The organism is Sphingomonas zeicaulis, from assembly GCF_050433225.1.
Classification (GTDB): Bacteria; Pseudomonadota; Alphaproteobacteria; order Sphingomonadales; family Sphingomonadaceae; genus Sphingomonas_D; species Sphingomonas_D zeicaulis.
This window is the reverse complement of the sequence record NZ_JBNPXQ010000001.1, coordinates 170,565-193,937: the sequence shown is the minus strand read 5'-3', so window position 1 is coordinate 193,937 and position 23,373 is coordinate 170,565. Positions and strand designations below refer to the sequence as shown.

Sequence of the window (23,373 nt, the reverse complement as noted above, 5' to 3'; positions counted from 1 at the left end):
CAAAATCCATGCAGAATTCATGGCGATTCACTTCACATTATCGTTGTCGATCTACAATAAATATGTCACCATCTCTTAGAAATAGGGGAGATTACGGATGACGGTACTACGGTATCTCGGGTCTAATTCCCGAACCCTTTCCGACGTCTTGAAAAGTAATACTTCATTAAACTTTTCCAAGACTGCGTTTGTTCATCTGGATACACAAGGCCGTGAAGCGGAGCGGCTGAGCTATGGCGAACTCGACGCGCGCGTCGATGCCGTGGCGGCCGACATCGTCGGCGCCGGGCTCGCCGGAAAAAGGCTGTTGCTGCTGTTTCCGCCCTGCCTCGATTTCGTCGTCGCGCTGTTCGCCTGCTTCCGCGCGGGCGCGATCGCGGTGCCGATGCCCAACACCGCCGGCCGCCGCACCGCCGACCGGGTGAGCGCGATCGCGCGCGACGCCCAGCCCGCCGGCGCGCTCACCGTGCGCCGCGAAAGCGCGGCCGAGGCGCTGGGGCTGCGCTGCCTGTATGTCGACGAGACCAGCGCCAATGGCGACGCGGTCGATCCCGCTAACGTCTCGCCCGATCAGATCGCGCTGCTGCAATATACGTCGGGCTCCACCAGCCGCCCAAAGGGGGTGATGCTCTCCCACGCCAACCTGCTCGCCAACAATGCGATGATCGCCGACGCCTTCGGCCATGATGCGGACCTGCGCGGCGTCGGCTGGCTGCCGCTGTTCCACGACATGGGCCTGATCGGCCATGTGCTGCAGCCGGTGTTCGTCGGCGGCACCTCCGTATTGATGTCGCCGCTCGCCTTCCTCCAGCGCCCGCGCCGCTGGCTGGAGGCGATCTCGACCTGGCGGGCGACCACCAGCGGCGGCCCCTCGCATGGCTATGCGCTGTGCCTGCGCCACATCCAGCAGGCCGCCGCCAACGAGTTCGACCTGTCATCCTGGCGGGTCGCTTATTGCGGATCGGAGCCGATCAACGCGGCGACGCTCGGCCAGTTCGCCGATCGCTTCGCCCCCGCCGGGTTCGATGCGAAGGCCCTCCTCCCCTGCTATGGCCTCGCCGAGGCCAGCCTGCTGGCGACGAGCCGGGCGATGGGCAGCGGCATCGCCACCAACGGCGAGGGCCGGGTGAGTTGCGGAGGCACATGGGGGGCGGCGACAGTGAGCGTCGCCGATCCCGAAACCGGCGCCCCCGTGGCGCCGGGCCAACCGGGCGAGATCTGCATCGCCGGCCCGCACATCACCGCCGGCTATTGGAACGACGCGGCCGCGACCGCCGCGCTGTTCCGCACCGTCGATGGCGTGCGGCAGTTGCGCACCGGCGACATAGGCACGCTCGACGAGGGCGGGCTGCACGTCCACGGCCGGCTGAAGGACATCGTCATCGTCATGGGATCCAACCATGCCGCCGAGGATATCGAGGCGGTGGTGACGGCGAGCGACGGGCTGTTCCACCAGCAGGGCTGCGCCGCTTTCGCCAGCCAGTCCGGCGACCGCGAACGCGCGGTGGTGGTGCAGGAAGTCGCGGCGCGCGGCGTGGCCGACGACGCCCTCGCCGCTGCCGCGGCCGCGGCCAGCGCCGGGGTGATCGGCGCGCTGGGCCTGCGCATCGACGATCTGCTGATCGTGCGCGCCGGCACCTTGCCCCGCACGTCCAGCGGCAAGGTGCAGCGTGCCCGGACCCGCGAACTCTACGAAGCCGATGACCTGCTTCGCCTGAACGGAGGCCTCGCCGCATGAGACCCGCCCAGCTTGCCTCGCCCGAGGCCTATGTCTTCGATCCCTTCGCCGAGAGCCTGATCACCGACCCGTGGGAGGCCTATCACCACCTGCGCGCCGAACAGCCGGTCTATTGGTGCCGCACGATGGGCGCTTGGGTGCTCACCCGCATGGCCGACATCGAGCAGGTGCTGGTCGACGAGCGGTTCGACGCCGTGCGCACCGCCGGCATTCTGGCGGAGGTCGGCCGCCGCGCGCGGCGCGACTATCGCCCGCTGATCCGCTTCCTCGACGCCGCCCTGTTCTTCAAGACCGGCGAGGATCATGCGCGAGACCGGCGGACCTTGGCAACGATCATGAACCAGGTGAAGCTGAGCGCGCTGGAACCGATCGCGGCGGACCTCGCGCGCGGCCTCGCCGCCCCCCTCCGCTCGGGCGAGCCGTTCGACGCGGTGGCGGGGTTCGCCGATCCCTTCCCGCAACGGATGATGGCGCGCATCCTGGGCATCCCGCAGGAGGATGTGCCCCAGCTCAGCGCATTGCTGGCGGACCTGACCTTGGTGTTCGATCCCGCTGCGCTCGCCACCTATGATCGCGTCAACGCACAGACCATCGAAGCGCTGGCGCTGCTCGAACGGCGCATCGCCGAGGCGCCGGAGGGATCGGGGCTGCGGCGGATCTACGAGGAGGCGGAGGGCGACCATGCCGAGCGGCTGGAACGCGCCGCCGCCACTGCTTTGTTCGCCTATCGGGTGGGGGCGGAAACCACAATCGGGTTGATCGGCGGCATCATCCGGGTGATGGCGACGCAGCCGGACCTGCGCGCGCGGCTGATCGCCGAGCCGGCGTTGATCGACCGGCTGGTGAGCGAGGTGCTGCGGCTGGAAAGCAATGTCCAGCGCGTCGGCCGCATCGCGTTGCAGGATGCGTCTGTCGGCGATGTCGCCATCGACCGCGGCGACCGGCTGTTGCTGCTGCTCGGCGCCGCCAATCGCGATCCCGCGCGCTATCCGGAGCCCGATACCGCGCAGCTCGACGCCAAGCGCCCCGCCGACGTCTCGTTCGGCAAGGGCAAGCATTTCTGCATCGGCGCGGCGCTCGCCCGGCTGGAAGGGCGCGTCGTGATCCAGACCTTGCTCGATCTGCCGCCGATCGAGCTGGCCGCCGACCCCGTCTGGTTCCGCGGCCGTACCATCCGCCGCCTCACCTCGCTGACCATAAGGAGCGTTCGATGACCGACAGTCTTGCCGTTTCCGATTTCGGCCGGATGAGCCGCGCCCAGCTCGGCGCACTGCTCGCAGATCTGCTGACCGACGTGTTCGCGCTAGAGGGGCGCACGATCGACCCGGCGACGCCGTTCGATGCCTATGGCCTCGATTCGATCGATGCCGTGCTGGCGACCGACGCGCTGGGCGCAAGGCTGGGCATCGATCTGTCACCCGAATTCCTGATGCAGCACCGCACGCTCGACGAGGTGACCGATGCGGTCGCGCGGCTGCTGACCGACCATCAGGTACCGGAGGCAGCGGCACGCCCGACCGTGTTCCTGTTCGCCGGCGGCGGTGGGCGCGACAGTCGCCTGCAGCGGCTCGCCGACCGGTGCGGCGAGGGCTTCGCGTTCGAACAGGTCGCGCTGGGCGACTGGCAGGACTGGATCGAGGACGGTACCGATGCCGACGCGATCGTCGCGCGCTGCTGCCGCCAGATAGAGGAGCGCTGCCCGGAAGGGCCGGTGCGCCTCGCCGCCTATTCGCAGGGCGGCTATGTCGCCTTCGCGACTGCGCTGGCGCTGAAGCAGCGCGGCCGCCAGATCGGCTGGATGGCGCTGTTCGACAGTGCCGCATCGCCGCTCTACCCGCAGATCCACCTCGTGCGCCGGATGCGCTGGATCGCGCGCGGGCTGACCCGCGCCACCTTCGCGGCGCTGCAGAACGCGCATCGCCGGATCGGCCTGCCGGTGCCCGGCTGGATCGACCGCATCGACCAGTCGAGCCGCTTCTTCCGGGTGATGGCGGAAGGCGTGCAATTGTTCGACGGCGCCTCCGTCCAGCGGCTCGCGCGGCGGCTGGTCAACAGCCGGCGCGGTGTGCTGGGCGAACGCGCGCTGCTGGCGTTCGAAAGCGCGCTGCAGATCCACATGCTCGACCGGCTGTGGCGGCGCTGGTTCGGCACCGGCCCCGCGCGGGCAATCGCCATCGACGAGGGCGAGGTGCTCCTGTTCCGCTCGCAACGCCCCGGCAGCGCCGATCTCGGCTGGGCGGCGCACTGCCCGGGGCTGCGCATCGTGCCTGTCGACGGCGACCATCTGACGATGTTCGACCCGGCACGGATCGGGGAACTGGCGGAACGGTTCACAGCGTCGGTGCCGGAGGACGGGATGAAGCTGGCGGCGTGATTGAACCCTTGTCCTCCCCGAGCTTTGCTCGCGGAGGACAAGGAGAAGACCCTCAGATAATCTTCTCGATATCCCGCTGGATATCCTCGGGCTTGGTCGTCGGCGCATAGCGGTGGACGACGCGACCCTGGCGGTCGACGAGAAACTTCGTGAAGTTCCACTTGATCCGCGCCGATCCCAGCAACCCCTTCTTCTGCGCCTTCAGCCAGGTGAACAGCGGGTCGGCGCCGTCGCCATTGACGTCGATCTTGGCGAACAGCGGGAAGGTGACGTCGTAGGTCAGCGAGCAGAAGGTGGCGATCTCCTCAGCGTCGCCGGGTTCCTGCTTGCCGAACTGGTTGCAGGGAAAGGCCAGCACTTCGAAGCCCTGATCCCGATATTTGCGGTAGAGCGCTTCCAGCCCGGCATATTGCGGGGTGAAGCCGCATTGCGAGGCGGTGTTGACGATCAGCAGCACCTTCCCCGCATAATCGGCCATCGGCTGCGCATCGCCGCCCGGCCGCCGCACCGTGAAATCGTCCAGCCCTGTCTTCATAACCACTCCCGCATGCACGCCGCGATCATCGGCGCGCACCGGGGCGGCCGTCAACGCGGCGAATCGGCGATCACGGCCTCGGCCAGCCGGCCATCGTGCAGGCGCACGATGCGGTCCATCTTGGCGGCCAGCCGCTCATTGTGCGTGGCGACCAGCGCCGAGGATCCCTCGCCGCGGACGAGCGCGAGGAATTCGGCGAGGACGACATCCGCAGTACGCTCGTCGAGATTGCCGGTGGGCTCGTCCGCCAGCACCAGCGCGGGGCGATTCGCCAGCGCCCGCGCCACCGCCACGCGCTGCTGCTCGCCGCCAGACAGCTGGCTCGGCTTGTGCGTGAGCCGGTGGCCGAGGCCGAGCGCGGAGAGCAAGGCTTCGGCGCGTTCGCGCGCCGCCGCGGGCACTGCGCCGTGGATCAGCTGCGGCAGGATGACATTCTCCACCGCGTCGAAATCGGGCAGCAGATGGTGGAACTGGTAGACGAAGCCGAGCGCGTCGCGGCGCAGCCGGGTGCGGCCGGCATCGTCGAGCTGCACGGCTTCCTCGCCGGCGATGCGGATCTGGCCCTCGAAGCCGCCCTCCAGCAGCCCCACCGCCTGCAGCATCGTCGACTTGCCCGAGCCCGACGGACCAAGCAACGCGACGATCTCGCCCTCGCCCACCGTCAGGTCGACACCGCGCAGCACGTCGATCACCGCGCCGCCCTGCTTGAAGCTGCGCTTCAGCGCGGAGACCCTGAGCACGTCATTCATAGCGCAGCACCTGCACCGGATCGGTGCTCGCGGCCTTCCAGGCCGGATAGAGGGTGAAGATGAAGGTGCAGCCGATCGCGAGCGCGGCGATCGCCAGCACCTCGAACGGATCGGTGCGCGACGGCAGTTCGGTGATGAAGCGGATCGAGGGATCCCACAGGTTCTGGCCGCTGATCGCCTGCACCGCGTTGACGATGTTCTGGCGGAAGATCAGCACGACGAGGCCGAGCAGCACGCCGGCGATCGTGCCGAGCGAGCCGATCGTCACCCCCACCGTCATGAAGATGCGCAGCATCGCGCTGCGCGACGCCCCCATCGTTCTGAGGATCGCGATGTCGCGCGTCTTGGCGCGCACCAGCATGATCAGCGAGGAGAGGATGTTGAACGCGGCGACGAGGATGATCAGCGAGAGGATCCAGAACATCACCACCCGCTCCACCGACAGCGCCTCGAACAGCGAGGCGTTCATCGAACGCCAGTCGTTGATCACGCCGTCGCGCGCCACCTTCTCGGCCAGCGGCGCGAGGATGGGGCCGACATTGTCGGGATTGGCCGTCTGCACCTCGATCATGCCCACCGCGTCGCCCAGCAGCAGCAGGGTCTGGGCATCCGCCATCGGCATGATGACGAACGCCTTGTCATAGTCATAGACGCCGACCTCGAAGATCGCGGCGATGCGATAGCTGACGATGCGAGGAACGGTGCCGAAGGGCGAGGTCTGCCCCAGCGGGCTGATCAGGCTGATCTCGCCGCCCACCGTGGCGCCCAGCGCCTCGGCCAACCGCGCGCCGATCGCAACATTGTTGCTGCCGGGGGTGAGATCGGTCAGCCGGCCGATCACCTTGCCCTTGATCGTCTCGTTGGTGCGGATGTCCTGCACCTCCATGCCGCGGACGATCACGCCCTCCACCCGGCCTTCGTAGCTGGCCATCAGCGGCTGTTCGATCAGCGGCGTCGCGCTGGTGACGCCGGGCGTCGCCTTCGCCTGCGCCATGATATCCCGCCAGTCGTTCAGGCGGCCACCATAGCCCTGGATCACGGCATGGCCGTTGAGCCCGACGATCTTGTCGAACAGTTCGGCGCGGAAGCCGTTCATCACGCTCATCACGATCACCAGCGCGGCGACGCCGAGCATGACGGCGAACAGGCTGATCGACGCGACGAGGAAGATGAACCCCTCGCCCCGGCCGGGCAGCAAATAGCGCTTGGCGATCATCCGCTCGTAGCGGGACAGGATCATGGGGAATGCAATCTTCGCAGGCGGAACAAGGGCCATGCCCTACGTCGGGCATGGGGTTGAGGCAACCAAAACAGCCTGTTGCCAAATGAACACAGGATGAAGGCAATCGATCACGAACCAGCAATACACCCATGACAAGCCCCGGCGGCGGGCGTAACCGGAACTCCTGAAACGTCGGCAACGGCCGTGGTTCGGGGAGGCCTGGAGCCCCGTTTGATACGGAGAAGGGACCGTATCGCGCGTGTGGGCCATGGCCAAAGAAGGGGGCTGACGAGCGATCGTCACGCAGGCGCCCGGGCTGGAAACAGTCCGGGCGTTTGCATGTCCGGGGGGTGGGACGACGGGGCCGCCCGCTCATTCACACAACTTGGCTGAGAACCACATGTTCCTCCCCGGGGCTCTGCTCGGGGAGGCCTGGTTTTCCTCAGTCGCTCGACGTCGCGATTCGCGAGAGGATCGCGTAATCCGTCACGCGGATCCGCCCGCTTTCCAGCGCGATGATGCCGCTGTCCGACCAGGCGGAAAGCTGGCGGTTGATGTTCTCGCGGCTGATGCCGGCGAAATTGCCGAGCTCGCTCTGGCTCAGGTCGAGGCGGAGGCGATCATTGGCGGGTTCCAGCATCAGGCGCTGGATGTAGCGCGCCAGCCGGGGGCCCGAGGTGAAGGCGCGATCATTCTCGATCATCGAGTTGGTCTGGCGCAGGCGGTTCGCCATCTGGCGCAGCAGCCGCATCGACCAACGCGGGAAGCGCTCCATCGTCGCCTCGAACGCGCTGCGCGAGATGCGCAGGTAGCGCCCCGGCGTCATCGCGGTGGCCGAAGCGGTGCGCGGTTCGCCGTCCAGCAATGCGATCTCGCCGACCACTTCGCCGGGATCGCAATAGTTGAGCACGATCTCCCGCCCGTTGCTGGTCGCCATGCTGATCCGCACGGTGCCTTCCAGCAGGATGATCAGCGAATCGCCGTCATCGCCCTGGTTGAGCAGCGTTTCGCCCTTCTTCATCGTCAGCAGCCGTGCGCGGCTGAGGATGTCCTCAAGCTCGTCCGTCTCGCAGCTCGCAAGCATCGAATTCTTCGCGATGATGCCCGCCAGTTCAGTCGCGTTGATCGCCATGGCTCTGCCCCACACCCACTGGTTTGATCCCGGAACGACAGATCGTGATACCGAAACGCCGAAAACGAATCACTCCCTGTCACAGCTCTGCCGCCGCGCCAAGCAATTGCACTTCGCCGGCAAGGGCTTGAACACGCCCAGCCCCCACCTATCTCTCGGTCGGCGCGGCGACAAATCGTGCTGCGCCACCAAGGAAATGGGCGTCGCTTCGTGGGCGCCCGATGACATCAATTTGCTCGGATCAGAGGAGTTGATTCCAGATGCGTACCACCGACTTCACCCCGTACCGCCGTTCCACCGTCGGTTTCGACCGGCTGTTCGACCTGCTGGAGCGCACCGCGCGCCCCGAACAGGCTGACAGCTATCCGCCGTTCGACCTCGAGCGGCGCGGTGAGGACCAGTATCGAATCACCATTGCCGTCGCCGGTTTCCGCCGCGACGAGATCGACATCACCGCGCAGCAGAACCTGCTCGTCGTGACGGGCCGCAAGGACAAGGCAGAGGGCGATCGCTCCAGCTTCCTCCATGTCGGCATCGCGACGCGCGCGTTCGAGCGCCGCTTCCAGCTCGCCGACTTCGTGCGCGTCGAGCATGCGAGCCTGGCCGACGGGCTGCTGGTGGTCGACCTCATCCGCGAGGTGCCGGAGGCGATGAAGCCCCAGAAGATCGCGATCGCTGACGCGCCGCAGACCCAGAGCGTCACGATCGAGGACCAGCGCGAAGCCGCGTAACCCGCGCCTCGTGCTGCCGAGAGGGCCCGGACCGGGAAGCCGGCCTGGGCCCTTTTTGTTGGCGCGCGCGCCTATGCCAGCCCGCGCGGCGCCTGAGCGAAGCCCCCTCCTCCCGGTCGCAGACCGGGGGGGGGACGGCATCACGGCATCAACGCGTGACGTTGTAGCGGAGCTGATCCTGATCGAGCTGGAAACCGACCAGCATTTCGAAACTGGCGCGCGACACGGCGGCGCGCACCTGCGGATTCGCCATCGGATCGACCGCGGCATCCGCATCCCCCGGCTTGCGGCGGCGGGTGATCTGGCGGACGACTTCTTCGGGCAGCGTCGCCGCCGCCTTGTTGACCACGCTGCCGGCGGTCGCCTGCGCGGTGGCGCGCTGCTGGCCCTCGGCGAAGCGCAGCGATACGCGGCCGAGCCGCTTGGCGACCACGACGTTGCCGCCGCGCACGATGCTGACGAAATAGGGCAACACCACTTCGCGCGCCTCGCTGCCGGCCTCGCGGCGCGCCACCACGTCGAAGCTGATCGTGCTCACCAACTCGGCCCCGCTATTGTCGCAGTTCGCCCGCAGGTTGGTGATCGTCGCCACCACGTCGATCGCACGCGAATCGCGGCTCGCCGGCGGATTGAACAGGGTCACGTCGCCCGTATAGTCGGGGATCGCCAGCGCCGGGCAGGCCGAACGGGTCACCGCGATGCCGCCCGCGGCATCGACGATCTCGTTGTCGCGCGAACAGCCGGCGAGCAGGGTCAGGGCGGCGGCTGCGGCAAGCGACACTTTGATGGGGGGCACGAAGTCTTCCTCGAACTATATTGCCGGCGGCCGGATCTGCCGCCCCTCGGGCGGGCGGATCATAGGAACCGCCTTTCGTGCAGGCAAGCAATCGCGTAGAGCCGCCTGCGTGATGACCGAAGCCGCCCCCGCCGCCCTGCCCCAGCTCAAGCTGCTGATCGCCGCGCCGCGCGGCTTCTGCGCGGGTGTCGACCGTGCGATCCGCATCGTCGAACTGGCGATCGAGAGGTTCGGCGCGCCCGTTTATGTCCGCCATGAGATCGTCCACAACCGCTTCGTGGTGGACAGCCTGCGCGCGCAGGGTGCGATCTTCGTGGAGGAACTGGACGAGGTGCCGGACGATGCCCCGGTGGTGTTTTCCGCGCACGGCGTGCCCAAGGCGGTGCCCAACAAGGCCACCGAGCGCGGACTGACCTGGCTGGACGCGACCTGCCCGCTGGTCTCCAAGGTCCATCGCCAGGCCGAGCGGCTGGTCGCCGCCGGCAAGCATATCCTGTTCATCGGCCATCGCGGCCACCCCGAGGTGATCGGCACCTTCGGCCAGGTCGATGCGGGCGCGATGACCTTGATCGAGACGGTGGAGGATGCGCTGGCGCTGCAGCCTGCCGATCCGACCCAGCTTTCCTTCCTCACCCAGACCACGCTTTCGGTGGACGACACGGCCGAGATCGTCCGCACGCTGATGGAGCGCTTCCCGGCGATCCAGGCGCCGCGCGGCGAGGATATCTGCTACGCCACCTCAAACCGCCAGACCGCCGCCAAGGCGATCGCCGCGCAGTGTGATGCGATGCTGGTGATCGGCGCGCCCAACTCGTCCAACTCGGTGCGGCTGGTCGAGGTCGCCGAGCGCTCCGGCACCCGCGCGATGCTGATCCAGCGCGCGTCCGAGATCGACCTTGGCTGGCTTGACGGCGTGCAGACGCTGGGCATCACCGCCGGCGCCTCCGCACCCGAACTGCTCGTCCGCGAGGTGGTCGATACGCTTTCGGCGCATTACCAGGTGGTGAGCGAGGAACTGACCACCGCCGTCGAGACGATGGCGTTCAAGCTGCCGCGCGGCCTCGAAGCGGCCTGACCCCGGATGGCCGTCTATACGCAGGTCTCCGCCGAGGAACTGGCGGCGCTGCTCGCGCGCTATGAGGGCGTCGGCGCGCTGGTTTCCGCTAAGGGCATCGCCGAGGGTGTCGAGAACAGCAATTATCTGGTCGACACGAGCAATGCCCGCTTCATCCTGACGCTCTATGAAAAGCGCGTCGATGCCGGCGACCTGCCCTTCTTCATGGCGCTGCTCGATCATCTGGCGGATGCCGGCGCGCCGGTGCCGCGCGCCATCGCCGACCGCAACGGCGTGCAGATCCAGACCGTCGCCGGCCGCCCGGCCTGCCTGATCGAGTTCCTGCCCGGCGTCTCGGTCAGCCGGCCGACCGCGGTGCAGGCGGCTGCCGCGGGCCGCGCGCTGGGCACGATGCACGCGGCACTCGCCGATTTTACCGGACACCGCGCCAACAGCCTGGGGATCGAGGGCTGGCACGCGCTGGCGGCGCGCTGCGGCGCCGATCTCGACGCCATCCGCCCCGGCCTGCGCCGCATCGTTGCGGACGAGCTCGCCTGGCTCGACACGCACTGGCCGCGCGATCTGCCGCAGTCGGTGGTCCATGCCGACCTGTTCCCCGACAATGTGCTGATGCTCGACGATGCGGTCAGCGGCGTGATCGATTTCTATTTCGCCTGCACCGAGATCCGCGCCTGGGATCTGGCGGTGACGCACGCCGCCTGGTGCTTCGAGAATGACGGCACCGGCTATCACCCCGCGCTGGGCGCGGCGCTGGTCGGCGGCTATCAAGCCGGCTTCGACCTGACCGATGCGGAGCGTGCCGCCTTTCCCGCACTGGCGCGCGGCGCCTGCCTGCGCTTCCTGCTGACCCGCGCGTGGGACTGGCTGAACACGCCTGCCGACGCGCTCGTCACCCGCAAGGATCCGATCGCCTTCCTGAGGCGCCTCGAATTCTACGCCCAGAACCCTGACCTGCTGGCCTGATTTCCCTATGACAGAGACTGACGCGACGACCGACATGCCCGAGGTCGAGATCGCCACCGATGGCGCGTGCAAGGGCAATCCCGGCCCCGGCGGCTGGGGCGCGGTGATCCGCTTCGGCCCGCACGAGAAGGATATTTCGGGCGGCGATCCGGCGACCACCAACAACCGCATGGAATTGATGGCCGCGATCCGCGCGCTGGAAACGCTCAACCGGCCGTGCCGCGTTAAGCTGTCGACCGACAGCCGCTATGTGATGGACGGCCTGACCAAGTGGATCGCCGGCTGGCGCCGCAACGGCTGGAAGACCGCCGATCGCAAGCCGGTGAAGAATGCCGATCTGTGGCAGGCGCTGCTCGCGGCCGCCGCCCCGCACCGCATCGACTGGACCTGGGTGAAGGGCCATGCCGGCCACCCGGACAATGAGCGCGCGGACAAACTAGCGAGCGACGCCGCCTATGCGGCGCGGCGGGGGTAGGAAGCCTCTTCCCCTACGGGCCGGCCGCATTCACGCATCGCGTCGCGACCGATCGGATATGTCCTCCCCGAGCAGAGCTCAGGGAGGAAGAATCAGGCCGCGAACCTTCCGGGCGAGAACGGCGTCGGATCAATCCCTTCCGCAATCCCGTCCGGCACGCGCCCGAGCAGCAGCGACGCCGCAAGGCGGGCCGCGGCGGGGGCGGTCTGGATGCCGAAGCCGCCTTGCCCGGCGCACCAGAAGAAGCCGGGCGCGGCGGGATCGAAGCCATAGACCGGCAGCCGGTCGGGCGCGAAGCTGCGCAGCCCCGCCCATTTGCGCTCCACCGCCGCTACCCGCCAGTCGACGACGCCCTGGAAGCGGTCGATCGCGATCGCGACGTCCAGTTCCTCAGGCGCGGCGTCGAGCGGGTCCGAGGGAGTTTCGTCATGCGGGCTCAGCCACAGCCGGCCGCCGCCCTCGCGCTTGAAATAGAAGGTGCCGCTGATGTCGAGCACCAGCGGCAGCACCGCCGGCGGCGCCGGATCGGTGCGCAGTTGCACGATGGTGCGGCGATAGGGGGTGATGCCGACAGGGGCGACGCCGCATGCCGCCGCCACATGATCCGCCCAGGCGCCCGCGGCGTTGACCAGTGTAGCAGCAGTCAGCGTGCCGCCGGGGGTGCGCGCATGCCAAAGCCCGTCGCGCCGCTCCGCCGCCTGCAGCGGGCGCGACGGCAGGATCACCGCCCCCGCGCGGCGGGCAAGGCGAAGGAAGGCGCCATGGACGCCGCCGACGTCGATATCGGCGCAACTCGCCTCGAACACGCCGTGCGTCCAGCGCGGATCGAGCCCGGGCACGTGCCGCTCAAGCGCCGCACGATCGAGCCGCCGCAGCGCGATCGCGCCGCCGAAGGTCTCCTCATAGGCGTCGATCAGCGCGATATCCTCGTCGCGCCCCATGTAGAGCGCGCCGCAATCGCCGAGGAAGCCATGGTCCGACACGTCCGGCGGCGGCGCGCGCAGCCAGTCGCCCGAGGCGGTGGTCAGCGGCTGCACGCCGGGGCCGCCATAGCTTTCGTCCCAGAACGCGGCCGAACGCCCGGTGCTGTGATAGCCGGGCTGGTCCTCCGCCTCGATCAGCAGCACGCGCAGAAAGGGCGCGAGTTCGGCCGCAAGGCTGGCGCCGGCAATGCCGCCGCCGACGATCAGCACATCCGCATCGCTCATCGTGCGGGCGCTCGCTCATCGAGGAAGCGATCGATCTCGGCCAGCGCATCGCTGCGCACCGGATCGGCTTCGCGCAATATCTCATGCGCCGATTCGGGACCCCAGTTGCGGATGCGGACGTCGGGCAGCCGGGCGGCGATCCGCCGCGTCGCCGCCGAGTCGACCAGCTTGTCTTCCAGCGGGTTGAGGATCAGCAGCGGCGTATCGATGCCTTCCACGGCGCCACGGCGCTCCAACGCCGCGCAGGAGGCGAAGGCGAGCGCCAGCCAGCGCCAGCTCGGCGCGCCCAGATTGATCTCCGGCCGTTCGACCTTCCACCATTGCTCATCCGCATAGCGATCGGCGCTGTGCGTCAGCAGCGCCGCGCGGGGGGTGAAGGGCGGCCCCGGCCGTTCGTTGGGCGATTTCCACGCGGCACGGTCCGGCCGGCCGACCCATGTCATGCCGCGCGCGATGACCCCGGCGATGCCGGGCGTGAAGGGCGCGCTGCGCAGGCCGAGCATAGGCGCGGAAAGTACCGCGGCATCGGGCTGCACCCGCTTTTCCATCAGCGCGCGCAGCACCAGATGGCCGCCCATCGAATGGCCGACGATCACATGCGGCGCGGGCGTGGCCGCGACCCATTCCGAAACATAGGCGGCGAGATCTTCGACCCAATGCGCGAAATCCTCGGCATGGCCGACGCCGGCATTGCGCCCCAACCGGCCGGAACCGCCCTGCCCGCGCCAGTCGAACGAGCGGATCGTCCAGCCGCGGCCGCGCCAATGATCGAACGCCTCCAGATATTTCTCGAAGATGTCGCCGCGGCCGCCCTGGAACAACAGGCTGCCGCGCGGCGCCCCCGCCGGATCCCAGGCGAAGCTGCGATGATCCCAGCCATCGGGCGCATGCCAGCGACCGACGACCGCGCCGGCGGGAATCGACCGGCGATCGAATGGCGCTGGGGGCGGAACGGCATCGGGGGAAACGGCGGACATCATCGATGCCGTTCCTAAGCATGATGGCGCCGCGATTTCAAACCGCACGCGCGCCGGAACAGTCCGGCCGCAGGACGGTTGTCGCCCCGTAACGACGGGAGCGATCCGCGATGGACTATTCGACCAAGACGCTCGTGATCATGGCGCTGCTGTTGCTGCTCGGCATCGTCATCGGCATGATGATGCGCAGCGGCGGCAATCGCCGCCTGCGCCGCCAGTTGGAGGAAGAGCGGGCCGCGCACATCGCCACCCGCCGCGCGCAGGAAGAGCGGATCCACGACATCGAGCGAACCCGCATCGCCCCGCCCCGCCCGCGGCTGTAAGCTGCGCGATCAGTCGATGAAGCGCAGCCGCAGCTCGCGCTTCAGCACCTTGCCGCTGGCATTCTTGGGCAGCGCCTCGATCAACACGATCCGCTTGGGGCGCTTGTAGCCGGCTAGCCGTTCGCGGCAGTGCGCGGCGAGCACGTCGATGCTCGGCGCCTCGCCCGGCCGCGCCACGACGACCGCGGTCACCGCTTCCACCCAATGCGCGTGCGGCACGCCGAACACTGCCGCTTCGGCGACCTGCGGATGCGCGAAAAGAACCTCCTCGATCTCGCGGCTGGAGACGTTTTCGCCCCCGGTCTTGATCATGTCCTTCTTGCGGTCGACGACGTAGAGATAGCCGTCCTCGTCCATCCGCCCGAGATCACCCGAGTGGAACCAGCCGTTGCGGAACGCCTCCTCGGTTTTCGCGGGATCGCGGAAATAGCCGAGCATCGCCTGCGGGCCGCGGTGAACGATCTCGCCCACCTCGCCCGCGGGCACGTCGCGATCCTCATCGTCGACGATCCGCGTTTCGACATTGAGGACCGGCTGCCCGGCCGAGCCCAGCTTGCGGAGCTGATCCTCGGGGTGGAGGATGGTCGCGACCGGCGCCATCTCCGTCTGGCCGTAGACGTTCCACAAGCGCAGGCCGGGTAAGCGGCGCAACAATTCCTCGATCACCGCGGTGGGCATGATCGAAGCGCCGTAATAGCCTTTCGCCAGAGACGACAGGTCACGACGATCGAAGTCGGGATGGCGCAGCAGCGCGATCCAAACGGTCGGCGGGCAGAAGAGCTTGGTGATGCGCTGGCGCTCGATCGCTTCCAGCATCGCCGCCGGATCGGGCGCGCGCAGCAGGATGCTGGTCGCGCCGAGATAGAGATCGACGCTCAGGAAAACATCGAGCTGCGCGCAGTGGTAGAGCGGCAGGCAGTGCAGCTCGACGTCGCCCGCATCCATGCCGCCATCGACGATGCAGCTCACATATTGCGCAAGCAGCGCGCGCGAGCTGAGCAACACGCCCTTCGGACGGGATTCGGTGCCGCTGGTGTACATGATCTGCACGGGCTCATCCTCGCCGCGTGCGCAGCTGACCGGCGTGGCATCGGGATGATCGAGCCATGCATCGCCATCCACCCAGCCACCCGGCGGTGCCACGTCCTCATGGCGGATGAAGGCGCGGATCGCAGGCGGCGCGGACAGCATGTCCAGCGCGGCCTGCGCGGTTTCGCACAGCGCATCCTCGACGATCACCGCGGCCGCGCCGCAATGGTCGAGAATATAGGCGATTTCGCCGGCGTTGAGCATGAAGTTGATCGGCGTGAAGATCGCGCCGGCGCGGATGATGGCGAAGCGCAGCAGCACATAGCTGCGGTTGTTGTGGGAGAGGAGGGCGACGCGATCGCCCTCGCCGATGCCGGCGGCACGCAAAGCGTTGGCGGTGCGATCGATCACCGTGTCGAGATCGCGGAAACTGTCCTGACGGCCCTCATAGACGAGCGCGATCTTGTCGGGCGTGCGGCGGGCCTGCAGGCGGACGATATCGCTGACGACGCGGCTGCGCGCTGTCTCGACGACCGAATGGCGCTCCATGCGCTGTTCTCCCATGCATCTCTCTCCGGACGGGTGCGGCCTCTGCGTGCCGGCATCCCCCTGACGGAACTATACATGGGTCGATCGGGAGCGCTCCAACTTCCTGGAAGCGGCCTTCCGACGATTCGTCGCCTATCGGATAAAAAAGGGCGGGAGCCCCGGCCCCCGCCCTTCGATCTCAGCGCGTCAGCTTCTTGTAAGCCAGTCGCGTCGGGCGATCCGCCGCGTCGCCCAGGCGGCGGCGCTTGTCTTCCTCATAGGCTTCGAAATTGCCCTCGAACCATTCGACATGGCTGTCGCCCTCGAAGGCGAGGATGTGGGTGGCCAGGCGATCGAGGAAGAAGCGATCGTGGCTGATGACCACGGCGCAGCCCGCGAAATTCTCCAGCGCCTCTTCCAACGCGCGCAGCGTCTCGACGTCGAGGTCGTTGGTCGGTTCGTCGAGCAGCAGCACATTGCCGCCCTGCTTCAGCATCTTGGCCATGTGGACGCGGTTGCGTTCACCGCCCGAGAGCTGGCCGACCTTCTTCTGCTGGTCAGGCCCCTTGAAGTTGAACGCGCCAACATAGGCGCGGGTCGACATCTCGAACTTGCCGACGGTCATGATGTCATGCCCGCCCGAGACTTCTTCCCAGACATTCTTGTTGCCGTCGAGCGCGTCGCGGCTCTGGTCGACATAGCCCAGCTTCACGGTCGGGCCGATGTCGATCGCACCTTCGTCGGGCTGTTCCTGGCCGGTGATAAGGCGGAACAAGGTCGACTTGCCGGCGCCGTTGGGGCCGATCACGCCGACGATGCCGCCCGGCGGCAGGGTGAAATCCAGCCCCTCGAACAGCAGCTTCTCGCCATAGGACTTGGTCAGCCCCTTGGCCTCGATCACCTTGCCGCCGAGGCGCTCGGGCGTCTGGATGACGATTTGCGCCTTGCCCGGCGCGCGGGCATTCTGCTTTTCGACCAGCTCGTCGAACGCGCGGATACGCGCCTTCGACTTGGACTGGCGCGCCTTGGGGCTCTGCCGGATCCACTCCAGCTCTTCCTTGATCGCCTTCTGGCGACCCGCCTCCTCGCGGTCTTCCTGCTCCATCCGCTTGCCCTTGGCTTCGAGCCAGGCGGAATAATTGCCCTCGAACGGCAGGCCGCGGCCGCGATCGAGTTCGAGCACCCAACCCACGACATTGTCGAGGAAGTAGCGATCGTGGGTGACGAGGATGACGTTGCCGGCATATTCGATCAGATGCTGTTCCAGCCACTGGACGCTCTCGGCGTCAAGGTGGTTGGTCGGCTCGTCGAGCAGCAGGATGTCGGGCTTTTCGAGGAGCAGGCGGCACAGCGCGACGCGGCGGCGTTCACCGCCGGACAGGCTCTCGACGCTCCAGTCGGCCGGCGGGCAGCGCAGCGCTTCCATCGCGATCTCGAGCTGGTTGTCGAGCGTCCAGCCGTCGACCGCGTCGATCTTTTCCTGCAGCTCGCCCATCTCGGCGAGCAGCGCGTCGAAATCGGCGTCCTCGGGCGGATCGCCCATGATCGTCGAGATCTCGTTGAAGCGATCGAGCATGTCGGCGACGCCTCGCACGCCATCCTTCACATTCTCGATCACATTCTTGTTGGGATCGAGCTGCGGCTCCTGCGCCAGATAGCCGACCCGCATGCCTTCGGCAGCCCACGCCTCGCCCTGATAGTCGGTATCCATACCGGCCATCACCTTCATCAGCGTCGACTTGCCGGCGCCGTTCACGCCGATGATGGCGATCTTGGTTCCGGGCAGGAACTGCAGGTGGATGTTGTTGAACAGCGGCTTGTTCGCGCCGGGAAAGGTCTTCGTCAGGCCCTTCATGACGAAGCTGTATTGAACGGCCATGGGGGTCTGGGCTCCGTGGGAATGCTGATCTGGAAAAACTGCCGCCGCCACTAGCGCGCGCAAGCCCGCTTGGCAAACGCGCCGAAGGCGATCGGACCCGTTCCCATATGGGGATTCATCGGGTTACACCAAGTCCATGAAACAGCGCGCCATCCTCCCCGCCCTCGCCCTTTCCCTCATTCTCGCCGGCCAGTCGGCCCGCGCCGCGCCCGCCGACGATCCGGTGGCGACCGCGGGCAAGCTGCGCGATGCGGCGCTCGCGGGCGACACCGTCGCCTGGGATCTGGTGGAGGGTCTGACCACCGAGATCGGCCCGCGCCAGGCGGGCACCGAGGCGGAGGCGCGCGCCCGCGCCTGGGCGGTGCCGCGGCTGAAGGCGCTGGGCTTCAGCAATGTCCGCATCGAGACCTGCGAGATGCCGGTGTGGACGCGCGGCGCGGAGCAGGCGACGGTGATCGCGCCCTTCCCCGCCAGGCTTGCGGTAACCGCGCTCGGCAACAGCGCGGCGACGCCGGCCGACGGCATAGAGGCCGAGGTGGTGGCGTTCGAGACGCTCTCCGAGCTCGAGGCCGCACCGGCCGGCAGTCTGAAGGGCAAGATCGCGTTCGTGAGCCACGCGATGACCGCCACGCAGGACGGATCCTCCTATGGCGTATTCGGCGCGGTGCGCCGGCGCGGCCCTGCCGTTGCCGCCGCCAAGGGCGCCGCCGCGATCGTCATCCGCTCGGTCGGCACCGATCACCACCGCAACCCGCATGCCGGCAACACCAATTTCCCGGCAGGTACCACCGCGATTCCCGCCGCCGCGCTCTCCTTGCCAGACGCGGAAAACCTCCAGCGCATCCTGAAGCGCGGCAAACCGGTGACGATGCGGCTGCTGCTGACGCCGACGTTCAGCGCCACCGGCCAGTCGGGCAACGTCGTTGCCGAGGTGCCGGGCAGCGATCCTTCAGCCGGCATCATCACCGTGGGCGGCCATCTCGACAGCTGGGATCTCGCGACCGGCGCGATCGACGATGCCTCGGGCGTCGCCATCACCGCCGCCGCGGCGAAGAGGGTGATGGCCGCGGGCAAGCCGCGGCGCACGATCCGGGTCGTATGGTATGGGGCGGAGGAGGTCGGCGGCTGCGGCGGCCCATCCTATCTCGCCGCGCATCGCGACGAGAAGCATGTGCTGACCGCCGAATCGGATTTCGGCGCAGACCGGGTGTGGTCGGTGAAATTCACCTTGCCCGCCGCCGCCGCGCCGCTGGGCGATCGCATCGCCCAGGCGCTGGCGCCCATCGGAATCGGCCGCAATCCGGCACCTGCGACGGGGGGTGCGGATATCGCGCCGCTGGTGAAGGCAGGGGTGCCGGTGATCGACCTCGAACAGGACGGGACTCGGTATTTCGACATCCACCACACCCCCGACGATACGCTCGACAAGGTCGATCCAGCGCAGCTCAGGCAGAATGTTGCGGCCTGGACGGCCATGTTGTGGCTTGCGGCCAACGCGCCCGAAACCCTTGCTGCAGTGCCGCAAAAGTGACGGAATTCAGCCGTTGTTCAGCTATTTCCCCTCACAGCGCGGGAGAAATCCCGAGCCCGGTCGTGTAAAATTCCCATTGACGGCCGGTCCGAGCCCTTTATTTGGATCGGCTCGCAACGGCATTCGGGCCGGATGCGAACAAGACGCTATGGGAGCAATACGAATGAAGAAGCTGAGCTTTGTTCTCGCTGCCGCCGGCCTGATGACCCTGGCCGCCTGCGGTGAGACGACCCCGACCGAGAACGCCGCTGCGAACGTCGAAGACGTTGCGGCGAACGCCGAGGACGCGATCGAGAACATCTCCGAGAACGCTGCCGAAGCCATCGACAACGTTGCGGACAACGCGACGAACGCGATGTAATCGGCTTCCGTGCCGCATCGCGGCACGGGATCGAGATACGAAAAAGGGCGGTCCCCGGGGGGGGATCGCCCTTTTTTGTTGCCGGTCGCCTGCTCCGCGCTACCATCCGTGACGGGGCGATCGGGGGATCAACGCATGGCGAAGCTGTTTCCGGAAATCATCGATATCGACGATGCGATGCGATGCAGCCGCTTCGGCAGGCTGGCGGCTCTGGCATTCGCGGGATTGGCCGTGCTCGGCGGCGTGCTTGGACTGATCATCAAAGACGGCCGCACCGGCATCTCGACCGACGAAGACAAGATCCTGCTCCTCGTCATCGTCGGGGTGGAAATCCTAGTGGCGCTGATCGCTGCGTGGCGCTTTCACCATAACCGGGGGCTGATCGCAGGCAGCGTGCTGATGCTGGTGTTCCTCGTGGAGTTCATCGGCAAATTCTTCATCGGCTTTCCCGGCGTGCTCGGGATCATCCTCCACCTGTTCATCGCCGCCGGCATCGTCAACGGCATCCGCGGCGCGATCGCGATGCGCAACACGGATACGCTCGATACCGAGGCGCTGGCGCGCGAATTCGAATAGCCCCCGGTGAGCTCGCGCGGAGCCTGAGCGAAACCCGCTCCCGATCGGTCGCAGACCGAGCGGGGCGGTATCAGCCGGCGAGATCCAGCTCGGGCTCGCGCACCGGGCCGTCGTCCGGATCCTCCAGCTTGGACAAGGTGACGCCAATCAACCTGATGCCGGCGCGCAGCGGATAAAGGCCGCGCACCAGCGCCACCGCGGTCTCGAACAGGGTCGCGCGGCTGTCGACCGAACCGGCCAGTGTGCGGCTGCGGGTGACCTGCTGGAAATCGGCGTAGCGGATCTTGAGCGTGACCGTGCGGCCGCTGCCGCCGCTGCGCTCACACCAGCCCCACACATCGTCGACCATCGCGGCGACGCCCTGCTCCACCTCCGCCGGCGTCGCCAGATCGCGCGCGAAGGTGGTTTCGGAGCCGGAGGATTTGCGGGGCCGATCCGGCGTCACTGCGCGATCATCCTCGCCGCGCGCGATCGCGTGATACCAGCGGCCCGCCTTGCCGAAATTGGCCTGCAGGAAAGCGAGGTCGTGCGCGCGCAGGTCGGCGCCGGTGAAGATGCCAAGTCGGTTCATCTTTTCCGCCGTGCGGGGACCGATGCCGTGGAAGCGCCCGACCTCCAGCGCCGCGACGAACGCGGCGCCCTGCGCGGGAGTGATGACGCACTGGCCGTTGGGCTTGTTCTGGTCCGAGGCGAGCTTGGCGAGAAATTTGTTGTAGGAGATGCCGGCGGACGCGGTGAGCGCGGTATCGGCGAGGATGCGCGCGCGAATCTCCTCCGCGGTCGCGGTGGCGGAAGGCAGGCCGCGACGATTTTCGGTGACGTCGAGATAAGCCTCGTCGAGCGAGAGCGGCTCCACCAGCGCGGTATAATCGAGGAAGATCGCGCGGATCTGCTGCGAGACCGCCTTGTAGACATCGAAGCGGGGGCGCACGAACAGCAGATCGGGGCAGCGGCGCAGCGCGGTGACCGAGGGCATCGCCGATCGCACCCCGAACGCGCGCGCCTCATAGCTGGCCGCGGCGACCACGCCACGCCCGCCGCCATGGCCAACCGCAAGCGGCCGGCCGCGCAGCGCCGGATCGTCGCGCTGCTCGACCGATGCATAGAAGGCGTCCATGTCGACATGGATGATCTTGCGCACCATCGCGTAGCGACCATGCCGCGCGAAGCGCGCCGGCGCTAGAGCATGAACGCCTGCCGCCGGCGCTGCACCGCGCGCGCCGCTAGGAAATCGATCACCGCGACGGCGCCGACGAGCGCAAAGGCGGCGACCGCCTGCCCGCGCTTCGCCTCGTCCGCCTTGGCCGCCGCCACCGCGAGCGTGCCGAGATCGGCGACATCGGCGGCGAAGCGTGCCCAGATCGGCGCGGCGCTTTCGGGGGCAGCGATCGCCGCGACGCCGGTCGTTACCTCGCGCACGCCCGCCGCCTGGAACATCCGGGCGCCGGATTCGCCGCTGCCCAGGCTCTGGGCGAGGCGGCGGCGGAAAACCAGATCGACCACTCCAACCGCCACGCTCGCGACGCCGATCGCATAGCCGATATGCCTTGCCTTCATCTCAATCTCCTTGATCACCACCACAGAACGGCCTGCTCCGTCCCGCCGTTCCAAGCCTCGACGCGCCGAATCGCATGCCATAGCGCTTGCCGATCCGCGCCCCAGTGCGCCAAAGAGGCGCTGTGACCGTCAGCGTTGATATGGGGACCGACGGCACGGGTCATTCCGTGCCGATCGATGTCGAAGAATTGCTTGCCACCCGCCTGCTCGTGCAGGGCAATTCGGGTTCGGGAAAATCGCACCTTCTGCGCCGCCTGCTGGAGGGCAGCGCTGGCATGGTCCAGCAGGTGATCATCGATCCCGAGGGCGATTTCGTGACATTGGCCGAGCCGTTCGGCCATGTCGTGATCGAGGCGTCGGACCATAGCGAACGCGAGATCGCCCGATTCGCCACGCGCATCCGCGAACATCGCGCCTCGGTGGTGCTGAGCCTTGAGGGTGTGGACGTGGAGGCGCAGATGCGCTGCGCGGCCGCCTTCATCGCCGCAATGTTCGATGCCCCGCGCGAGCATTGGTTCCCCGCGCTGGTGGTGGTGGACGAGGCGCAGCTCTTCGCCCCCGCCGCCGCGGGCGACGTGCCCGACGACATCCGGCGCGCCTCGCTGACCGCGATGACCAACCTGATGTGCCGCGGCCGCAAGCGCGGCCTCGCCGGCATCATCGCCACCCAGCGCCTCGCCAAGCTCGCCAAGAATGTCGCGGCGGAAGCCTCCAACTTCCTGATGGGGCGCACCTTCCTCGACATCGACATGGCGCGCGCAGCCGACCTGCTGGGCATGGACCGGCGGCAGGCCGAGCAGATCCGTGACCTGCAGCGCGGCTCCTTCCTCGCGCTCGGCCCCGCCATTTCGCGCCGGCCCGTCTCGGTGAAGATCGGGCCGGTCAAGACAAGCGCGCGCAGCGGCGGCGTGATGCTGCTGCCGCTCCCCGAACAGGCGCCCGCCGCGGACATGCGGGATCTGCTGCTGGCGCCGGTGCCGATCGAGCCGACCTTGCCGCTGGTCGCCCCCGCGCCACGCCCGGTGCCCGCCGCCGAGGTGATCGACGCGATCGAGCGCCCCGCCCCCGCCGCGCTGCCCGATCCCGAGCCGGTGGATCCCGAGAAGCTGGCGGAGGCGATCGACCGCGCACTGCGCGATCTGGTGGCGGACCCGGACAGCGGCTTCCGCGCCAATGCCGTGCTCTACCAGGATTTCCAGACGCGCTGCCGGATGCTCGGCGTCTCGGCCGCTTCGATCGGGCTTGCCGAGTTCGGCCGCCGCCTCGCCGCGACGCGCGCGGGCATCGACCTTGCCGGCGACGAGGATTGGGGCCACGCGATGGCGCTGGCGGGCGAACTGCCCGACGACATGCTGGGCGCCTTCCTGCTGATCGCCCGGGCCGCGCGCGAGGGCGAAGCCTGCCCCTCCAACGAGGCGATCGCCGCGGTCTATGGCACGCAATCGCCGGGGCGGGTGAAACGCCTGCTGGCATTCATCGAACAGCGCGGGCTGATCGCCTCGCGCACCGATCTTGCCGGCAAGCGCACGATCGCGGTGCCGCAACTGGGGTGGACGACGGCGCCATCGGAGGCACAGGCGGCTTAAGTCCCCCTCCCGCAACCGGGAGGGGCGT

The 23,373-nt window shown here is 68.0% G+C and carries 23 protein-coding genes; 12 read left to right on the top strand and 11 right to left on the bottom strand.

Features of this window, described 5'->3' with window-relative positions:
• The first annotated feature begins 148 nt into the window (after positions 1-148).
• Genes FHS96_RS01010 through FHS96_RS01000 form a run of 3 tightly spaced genes read left to right on the top strand, consistent with a single transcriptional unit; the run spans position 149 to position 4,112 of the window.
• A complete protein-coding gene (locus FHS96_RS01010; protein WP_429587374.1) occupies positions 149-1,738 on the top strand; it encodes a fatty acyl-AMP ligase in 1,590 nt (529 codons plus the stop codon).
• On the top strand, positions 1,735-2,952 hold the full coding sequence (locus tag FHS96_RS01005) for a cytochrome P450 (RefSeq protein WP_429587373.1): 1,218 nt from the start codon (positions 1,735-1,737) through the stop codon (positions 2,950-2,952). Before FHS96_RS01010 ends, FHS96_RS01005 begins: the two co-directional genes overlap by 4 nt.
• A complete protein-coding gene (locus FHS96_RS01000; protein ID WP_429587372.1) occupies positions 2,949-4,112 on the top strand; it encodes a phosphopantetheine-binding protein in 1,164 nt (387 codons plus the stop codon). Before FHS96_RS01005 ends, FHS96_RS01000 begins: the two co-directional genes overlap by 4 nt.
• A gap of 52 nt (positions 4,113-4,164) precedes the next feature.
• On the opposite strand, the gene FHS96_RS00995 is transcribed toward FHS96_RS01000, so the two are convergent.
• From FHS96_RS00995 to FHS96_RS00980, 4 genes are all read right to left on the bottom strand, one after another.
• Complete coding sequence (locus FHS96_RS00995) at positions 4,165-4,647, bottom strand: glutathione peroxidase (RefSeq protein WP_429587371.1); 483 nt, start codon at positions 4,645-4,647, stop codon at positions 4,165-4,167.
• 50 nt (positions 4,648-4,697) lie between these two features.
• Positions 4,698-5,396, bottom strand: a complete 699-nt coding sequence (locus FHS96_RS00990) for an ABC transporter ATP-binding protein (protein ID WP_429587370.1) — start codon at positions 5,394-5,396, stop codon at positions 4,698-4,700.
• Positions 5,389-6,636 carry a lipoprotein-releasing ABC transporter permease subunit gene (locus FHS96_RS00985; protein WP_429587368.1) on the bottom strand — a complete coding sequence of 416 codons (1,248 nt, stop codon included), beginning with the start codon at positions 6,634-6,636 and terminating at the stop codon, positions 5,389-5,391. The genes FHS96_RS00990 and FHS96_RS00985 overlap by 8 nt, the downstream gene beginning before the upstream one ends.
• Before the next feature lie 424 nt (positions 6,637-7,060).
• Positions 7,061-7,750 carry a Crp/Fnr family transcriptional regulator gene (locus FHS96_RS00980; RefSeq protein WP_429587367.1) on the bottom strand — a complete coding sequence of 230 codons (690 nt, stop codon included), beginning with the start codon at positions 7,748-7,750 and terminating at the stop codon, positions 7,061-7,063.
• A 260-nt stretch (positions 7,751-8,010) separates the two neighbouring features.
• On the opposite strand from FHS96_RS00980, the gene FHS96_RS00975 reads away from it, so the two are divergent.
• A complete protein-coding gene (locus FHS96_RS00975) occupies positions 8,011-8,481 on the top strand; it encodes an Hsp20 family protein (protein ID WP_429587366.1) in 471 nt (156 codons plus the stop codon).
• A gap of 148 nt (positions 8,482-8,629) precedes the next feature.
• Here the strand turns inward: FHS96_RS00975 and FHS96_RS00970 are convergent, their stop codons facing one another.
• The gene (locus FHS96_RS00970; protein ID WP_429587365.1) at positions 8,630-9,277 is read right to left on the bottom strand and encodes a hypothetical protein; all 648 of its coding nucleotides are present in this window, start codon (positions 9,275-9,277) and stop codon (positions 8,630-8,632) included.
• 112 nt (positions 9,278-9,389) lie between these two features.
• On the opposite strand from FHS96_RS00970, the gene ispH reads away from it, so the two are divergent.
• From ispH to rnhA, 3 genes are read left to right on the top strand one after another with little or no spacing between them, the layout of a single operon-like run.
• Positions 9,390-10,352: a 4-hydroxy-3-methylbut-2-enyl diphosphate reductase gene (gene ispH, locus FHS96_RS00965; protein WP_429587364.1), complete on the top strand. Its 963-nt coding sequence runs from the start codon at positions 9,390-9,392 to the stop codon at positions 10,350-10,352.
• Positions 10,353-10,358: 6 nt separating this feature from the next.
• Positions 10,359-11,315 (top strand): homoserine kinase, encoded by a 957-nt coding sequence (gene thrB / locus FHS96_RS00960; RefSeq protein ID WP_429587363.1) that lies wholly within the window; start codon positions 10,359-10,361, stop codon positions 11,313-11,315.
• Between the two features lie 7 nt (positions 11,316-11,322).
• Entirely contained in the window at positions 11,323-11,790 is a 468-nt protein-coding gene (gene rnhA, locus FHS96_RS00955) for a ribonuclease HI (RefSeq protein ID WP_429587361.1), read from the top strand.
• A gap of 92 nt (positions 11,791-11,882) precedes the next feature.
• On the opposite strand, the gene FHS96_RS00950 is transcribed toward rnhA, so the two are convergent.
• Positions 11,883-12,998: an NAD(P)/FAD-dependent oxidoreductase gene (locus FHS96_RS00950; RefSeq protein ID WP_429587360.1), complete on the bottom strand. Its 1,116-nt coding sequence runs from the start codon at positions 12,996-12,998 to the stop codon at positions 11,883-11,885.
• The gene (locus FHS96_RS00945; RefSeq protein ID WP_429587359.1) at positions 12,995-13,978 is read right to left on the bottom strand and encodes an alpha/beta fold hydrolase; all 984 of its coding nucleotides are present in this window, start codon (positions 13,976-13,978) and stop codon (positions 12,995-12,997) included. The genes FHS96_RS00950 and FHS96_RS00945 overlap by 4 nt, the downstream gene beginning before the upstream one ends.
• Before the next feature lie 107 nt (positions 13,979-14,085).
• Here FHS96_RS00945 and FHS96_RS00940 point away from each other — a divergent pair, with 107 nt between their 5' ends.
• A complete protein-coding gene (locus FHS96_RS00940; RefSeq protein WP_429587357.1) occupies positions 14,086-14,298 on the top strand; it encodes a hypothetical protein in 213 nt (70 codons plus the stop codon).
• A 9-nt stretch (positions 14,299-14,307) separates the two neighbouring features.
• Here the strand turns inward: FHS96_RS00940 and FHS96_RS00935 are convergent, their stop codons facing one another.
• Together FHS96_RS00935 and ettA are read right to left on the bottom strand one after the other, a co-directional pair.
• Entirely contained in the window at positions 14,308-15,876 is a 1,569-nt protein-coding gene (locus tag FHS96_RS00935; protein WP_429587355.1) for a fatty acyl-CoA synthetase, read from the bottom strand.
• 178 nt (positions 15,877-16,054) lie between these two features.
• Positions 16,055-17,734 (bottom strand): energy-dependent translational throttle protein EttA, encoded by a 1,680-nt coding sequence (gene ettA, locus FHS96_RS00930; protein WP_429587354.1) that lies wholly within the window; start codon positions 17,732-17,734, stop codon positions 16,055-16,057.
• Between the two features lie 136 nt (positions 17,735-17,870).
• Between ettA and FHS96_RS00925 the strand changes: the two genes are divergently transcribed.
• The 3 genes from FHS96_RS00925 (at position 17,871) to FHS96_RS00915 (ending at position 20,202) form a co-directional block, all read left to right on the top strand.
• A complete protein-coding gene (locus FHS96_RS00925; RefSeq protein WP_429587352.1) occupies positions 17,871-19,265 on the top strand; it encodes a M20/M25/M40 family metallo-hydrolase in 1,395 nt (464 codons plus the stop codon).
• 163 nt (positions 19,266-19,428) lie between these two features.
• Complete coding sequence (locus tag FHS96_RS00920; RefSeq protein ID WP_429587350.1) at positions 19,429-19,626, top strand: hypothetical protein; 198 nt, start codon at positions 19,429-19,431, stop codon at positions 19,624-19,626.
• A 135-nt stretch (positions 19,627-19,761) separates the two neighbouring features.
• Positions 19,762-20,202, top strand: a complete 441-nt coding sequence (locus FHS96_RS00915; protein WP_429587349.1) for a hypothetical protein — start codon at positions 19,762-19,764, stop codon at positions 20,200-20,202.
• Positions 20,203-20,272: 70 nt separating this feature from the next.
• On the opposite strand, the gene dinB is transcribed toward FHS96_RS00915, so the two are convergent.
• Together dinB and FHS96_RS00905 are read right to left on the bottom strand one after the other, a co-directional pair.
• Positions 20,273-21,346 carry a DNA polymerase IV gene (dinB, locus tag FHS96_RS00910; protein ID WP_429587348.1) on the bottom strand — a complete coding sequence of 358 codons (1,074 nt, stop codon included), beginning with the start codon at positions 21,344-21,346 and terminating at the stop codon, positions 20,273-20,275.
• 35 nt (positions 21,347-21,381) lie between these two features.
• The gene (locus FHS96_RS00905; protein WP_429587347.1) at positions 21,382-21,759 is read right to left on the bottom strand and encodes a hypothetical protein; all 378 of its coding nucleotides are present in this window, start codon (positions 21,757-21,759) and stop codon (positions 21,382-21,384) included.
• A gap of 122 nt (positions 21,760-21,881) precedes the next feature.
• Here FHS96_RS00905 and FHS96_RS00900 point away from each other — a divergent pair, with 122 nt between their 5' ends.
• Positions 21,882-23,345, top strand: a complete 1,464-nt coding sequence (locus FHS96_RS00900; protein ID WP_429587346.1) for a helicase HerA domain-containing protein — start codon at positions 21,882-21,884, stop codon at positions 23,343-23,345.
• Positions 23,346-23,373: the final 28 nt, after the last annotated feature.

Coding starts and splice junctions, on each gene's coding strand:
- FHS96_RS00980 (WP_429587367.1), bottom strand. CDS start 7,750: ATGGCGATCAACGCGACTGAACTGGCGGGCATCATCGCGAAGAATTCG.
- FHS96_RS00975 (WP_429587366.1), top strand. CDS start 8,011: ATGCGTACCACCGACTTCACCCCGTACCGCCGTTCCACCGTCGGTTTC.
- thrB (WP_429587363.1), top strand. CDS start 10,359: ATGGCCGTCTATACGCAGGTCTCCGCCGAGGAACTGGCGGCGCTGCTC.
- FHS96_RS00920 (WP_429587350.1), top strand. CDS start 19,429: ATGAAGAAGCTGAGCTTTGTTCTCGCTGCCGCCGGCCTGATGACCCTG.
- FHS96_RS00945 (WP_429587359.1), bottom strand. CDS start 13,978: ATGATGTCCGCCGTTTCCCCCGATGCCGTTCCGCCCCCAGCGCCATTC.
- dinB (WP_429587348.1), bottom strand. CDS start 21,346: ATGGTGCGCAAGATCATCCATGTCGACATGGACGCCTTCTATGCATCG.
- FHS96_RS00925 (WP_429587352.1), top strand. CDS start 17,871: ATGAAACAGCGCGCCATCCTCCCCGCCCTCGCCCTTTCCCTCATTCTC.
- rnhA (WP_429587361.1), top strand. CDS start 11,323: ATGACAGAGACTGACGCGACGACCGACATGCCCGAGGTCGAGATCGCC.
- ettA (WP_429587354.1), bottom strand. CDS start 17,734: ATGGCCGTTCAATACAGCTTCGTCATGAAGGGCCTGACGAAGACCTTT.
- ispH (WP_429587364.1), top strand. CDS start 9,390: ATGACCGAAGCCGCCCCCGCCGCCCTGCCCCAGCTCAAGCTGCTGATC.
- FHS96_RS00935 (WP_429587355.1), bottom strand. CDS start 15,876: ATGGAGCGCCATTCGGTCGTCGAGACAGCGCGCAGCCGCGTCGTCAGC.
- FHS96_RS00915 (WP_429587349.1), top strand. CDS start 19,762: ATGGCGAAGCTGTTTCCGGAAATCATCGATATCGACGATGCGATGCGA.
- FHS96_RS00940 (WP_429587357.1), top strand. CDS start 14,086: ATGGACTATTCGACCAAGACGCTCGTGATCATGGCGCTGCTGTTGCTG.
- FHS96_RS00950 (WP_429587360.1), bottom strand. CDS start 12,998: ATGAGCGATGCGGATGTGCTGATCGTCGGCGGCGGCATTGCCGGCGCC.
- FHS96_RS00905 (WP_429587347.1), bottom strand. CDS start 21,759: ATGAAGGCAAGGCATATCGGCTATGCGATCGGCGTCGCGAGCGTGGCG.
- FHS96_RS00995 (WP_429587371.1), bottom strand. CDS start 4,647: ATGAAGACAGGGCTGGACGATTTCACGGTGCGGCGGCCGGGCGGCGAT.
- FHS96_RS01000 (WP_429587372.1), top strand. CDS start 2,949: ATGACCGACAGTCTTGCCGTTTCCGATTTCGGCCGGATGAGCCGCGCC.
- FHS96_RS00985 (WP_429587368.1), bottom strand. CDS start 6,636: ATGATCCTGTCCCGCTACGAGCGGATGATCGCCAAGCGCTATTTGCTG.
- FHS96_RS01005 (WP_429587373.1), top strand. CDS start 1,735: ATGAGACCCGCCCAGCTTGCCTCGCCCGAGGCCTATGTCTTCGATCCC.
- FHS96_RS00990 (WP_429587370.1), bottom strand. CDS start 5,396: ATGAATGACGTGCTCAGGGTCTCCGCGCTGAAGCGCAGCTTCAAGCAG.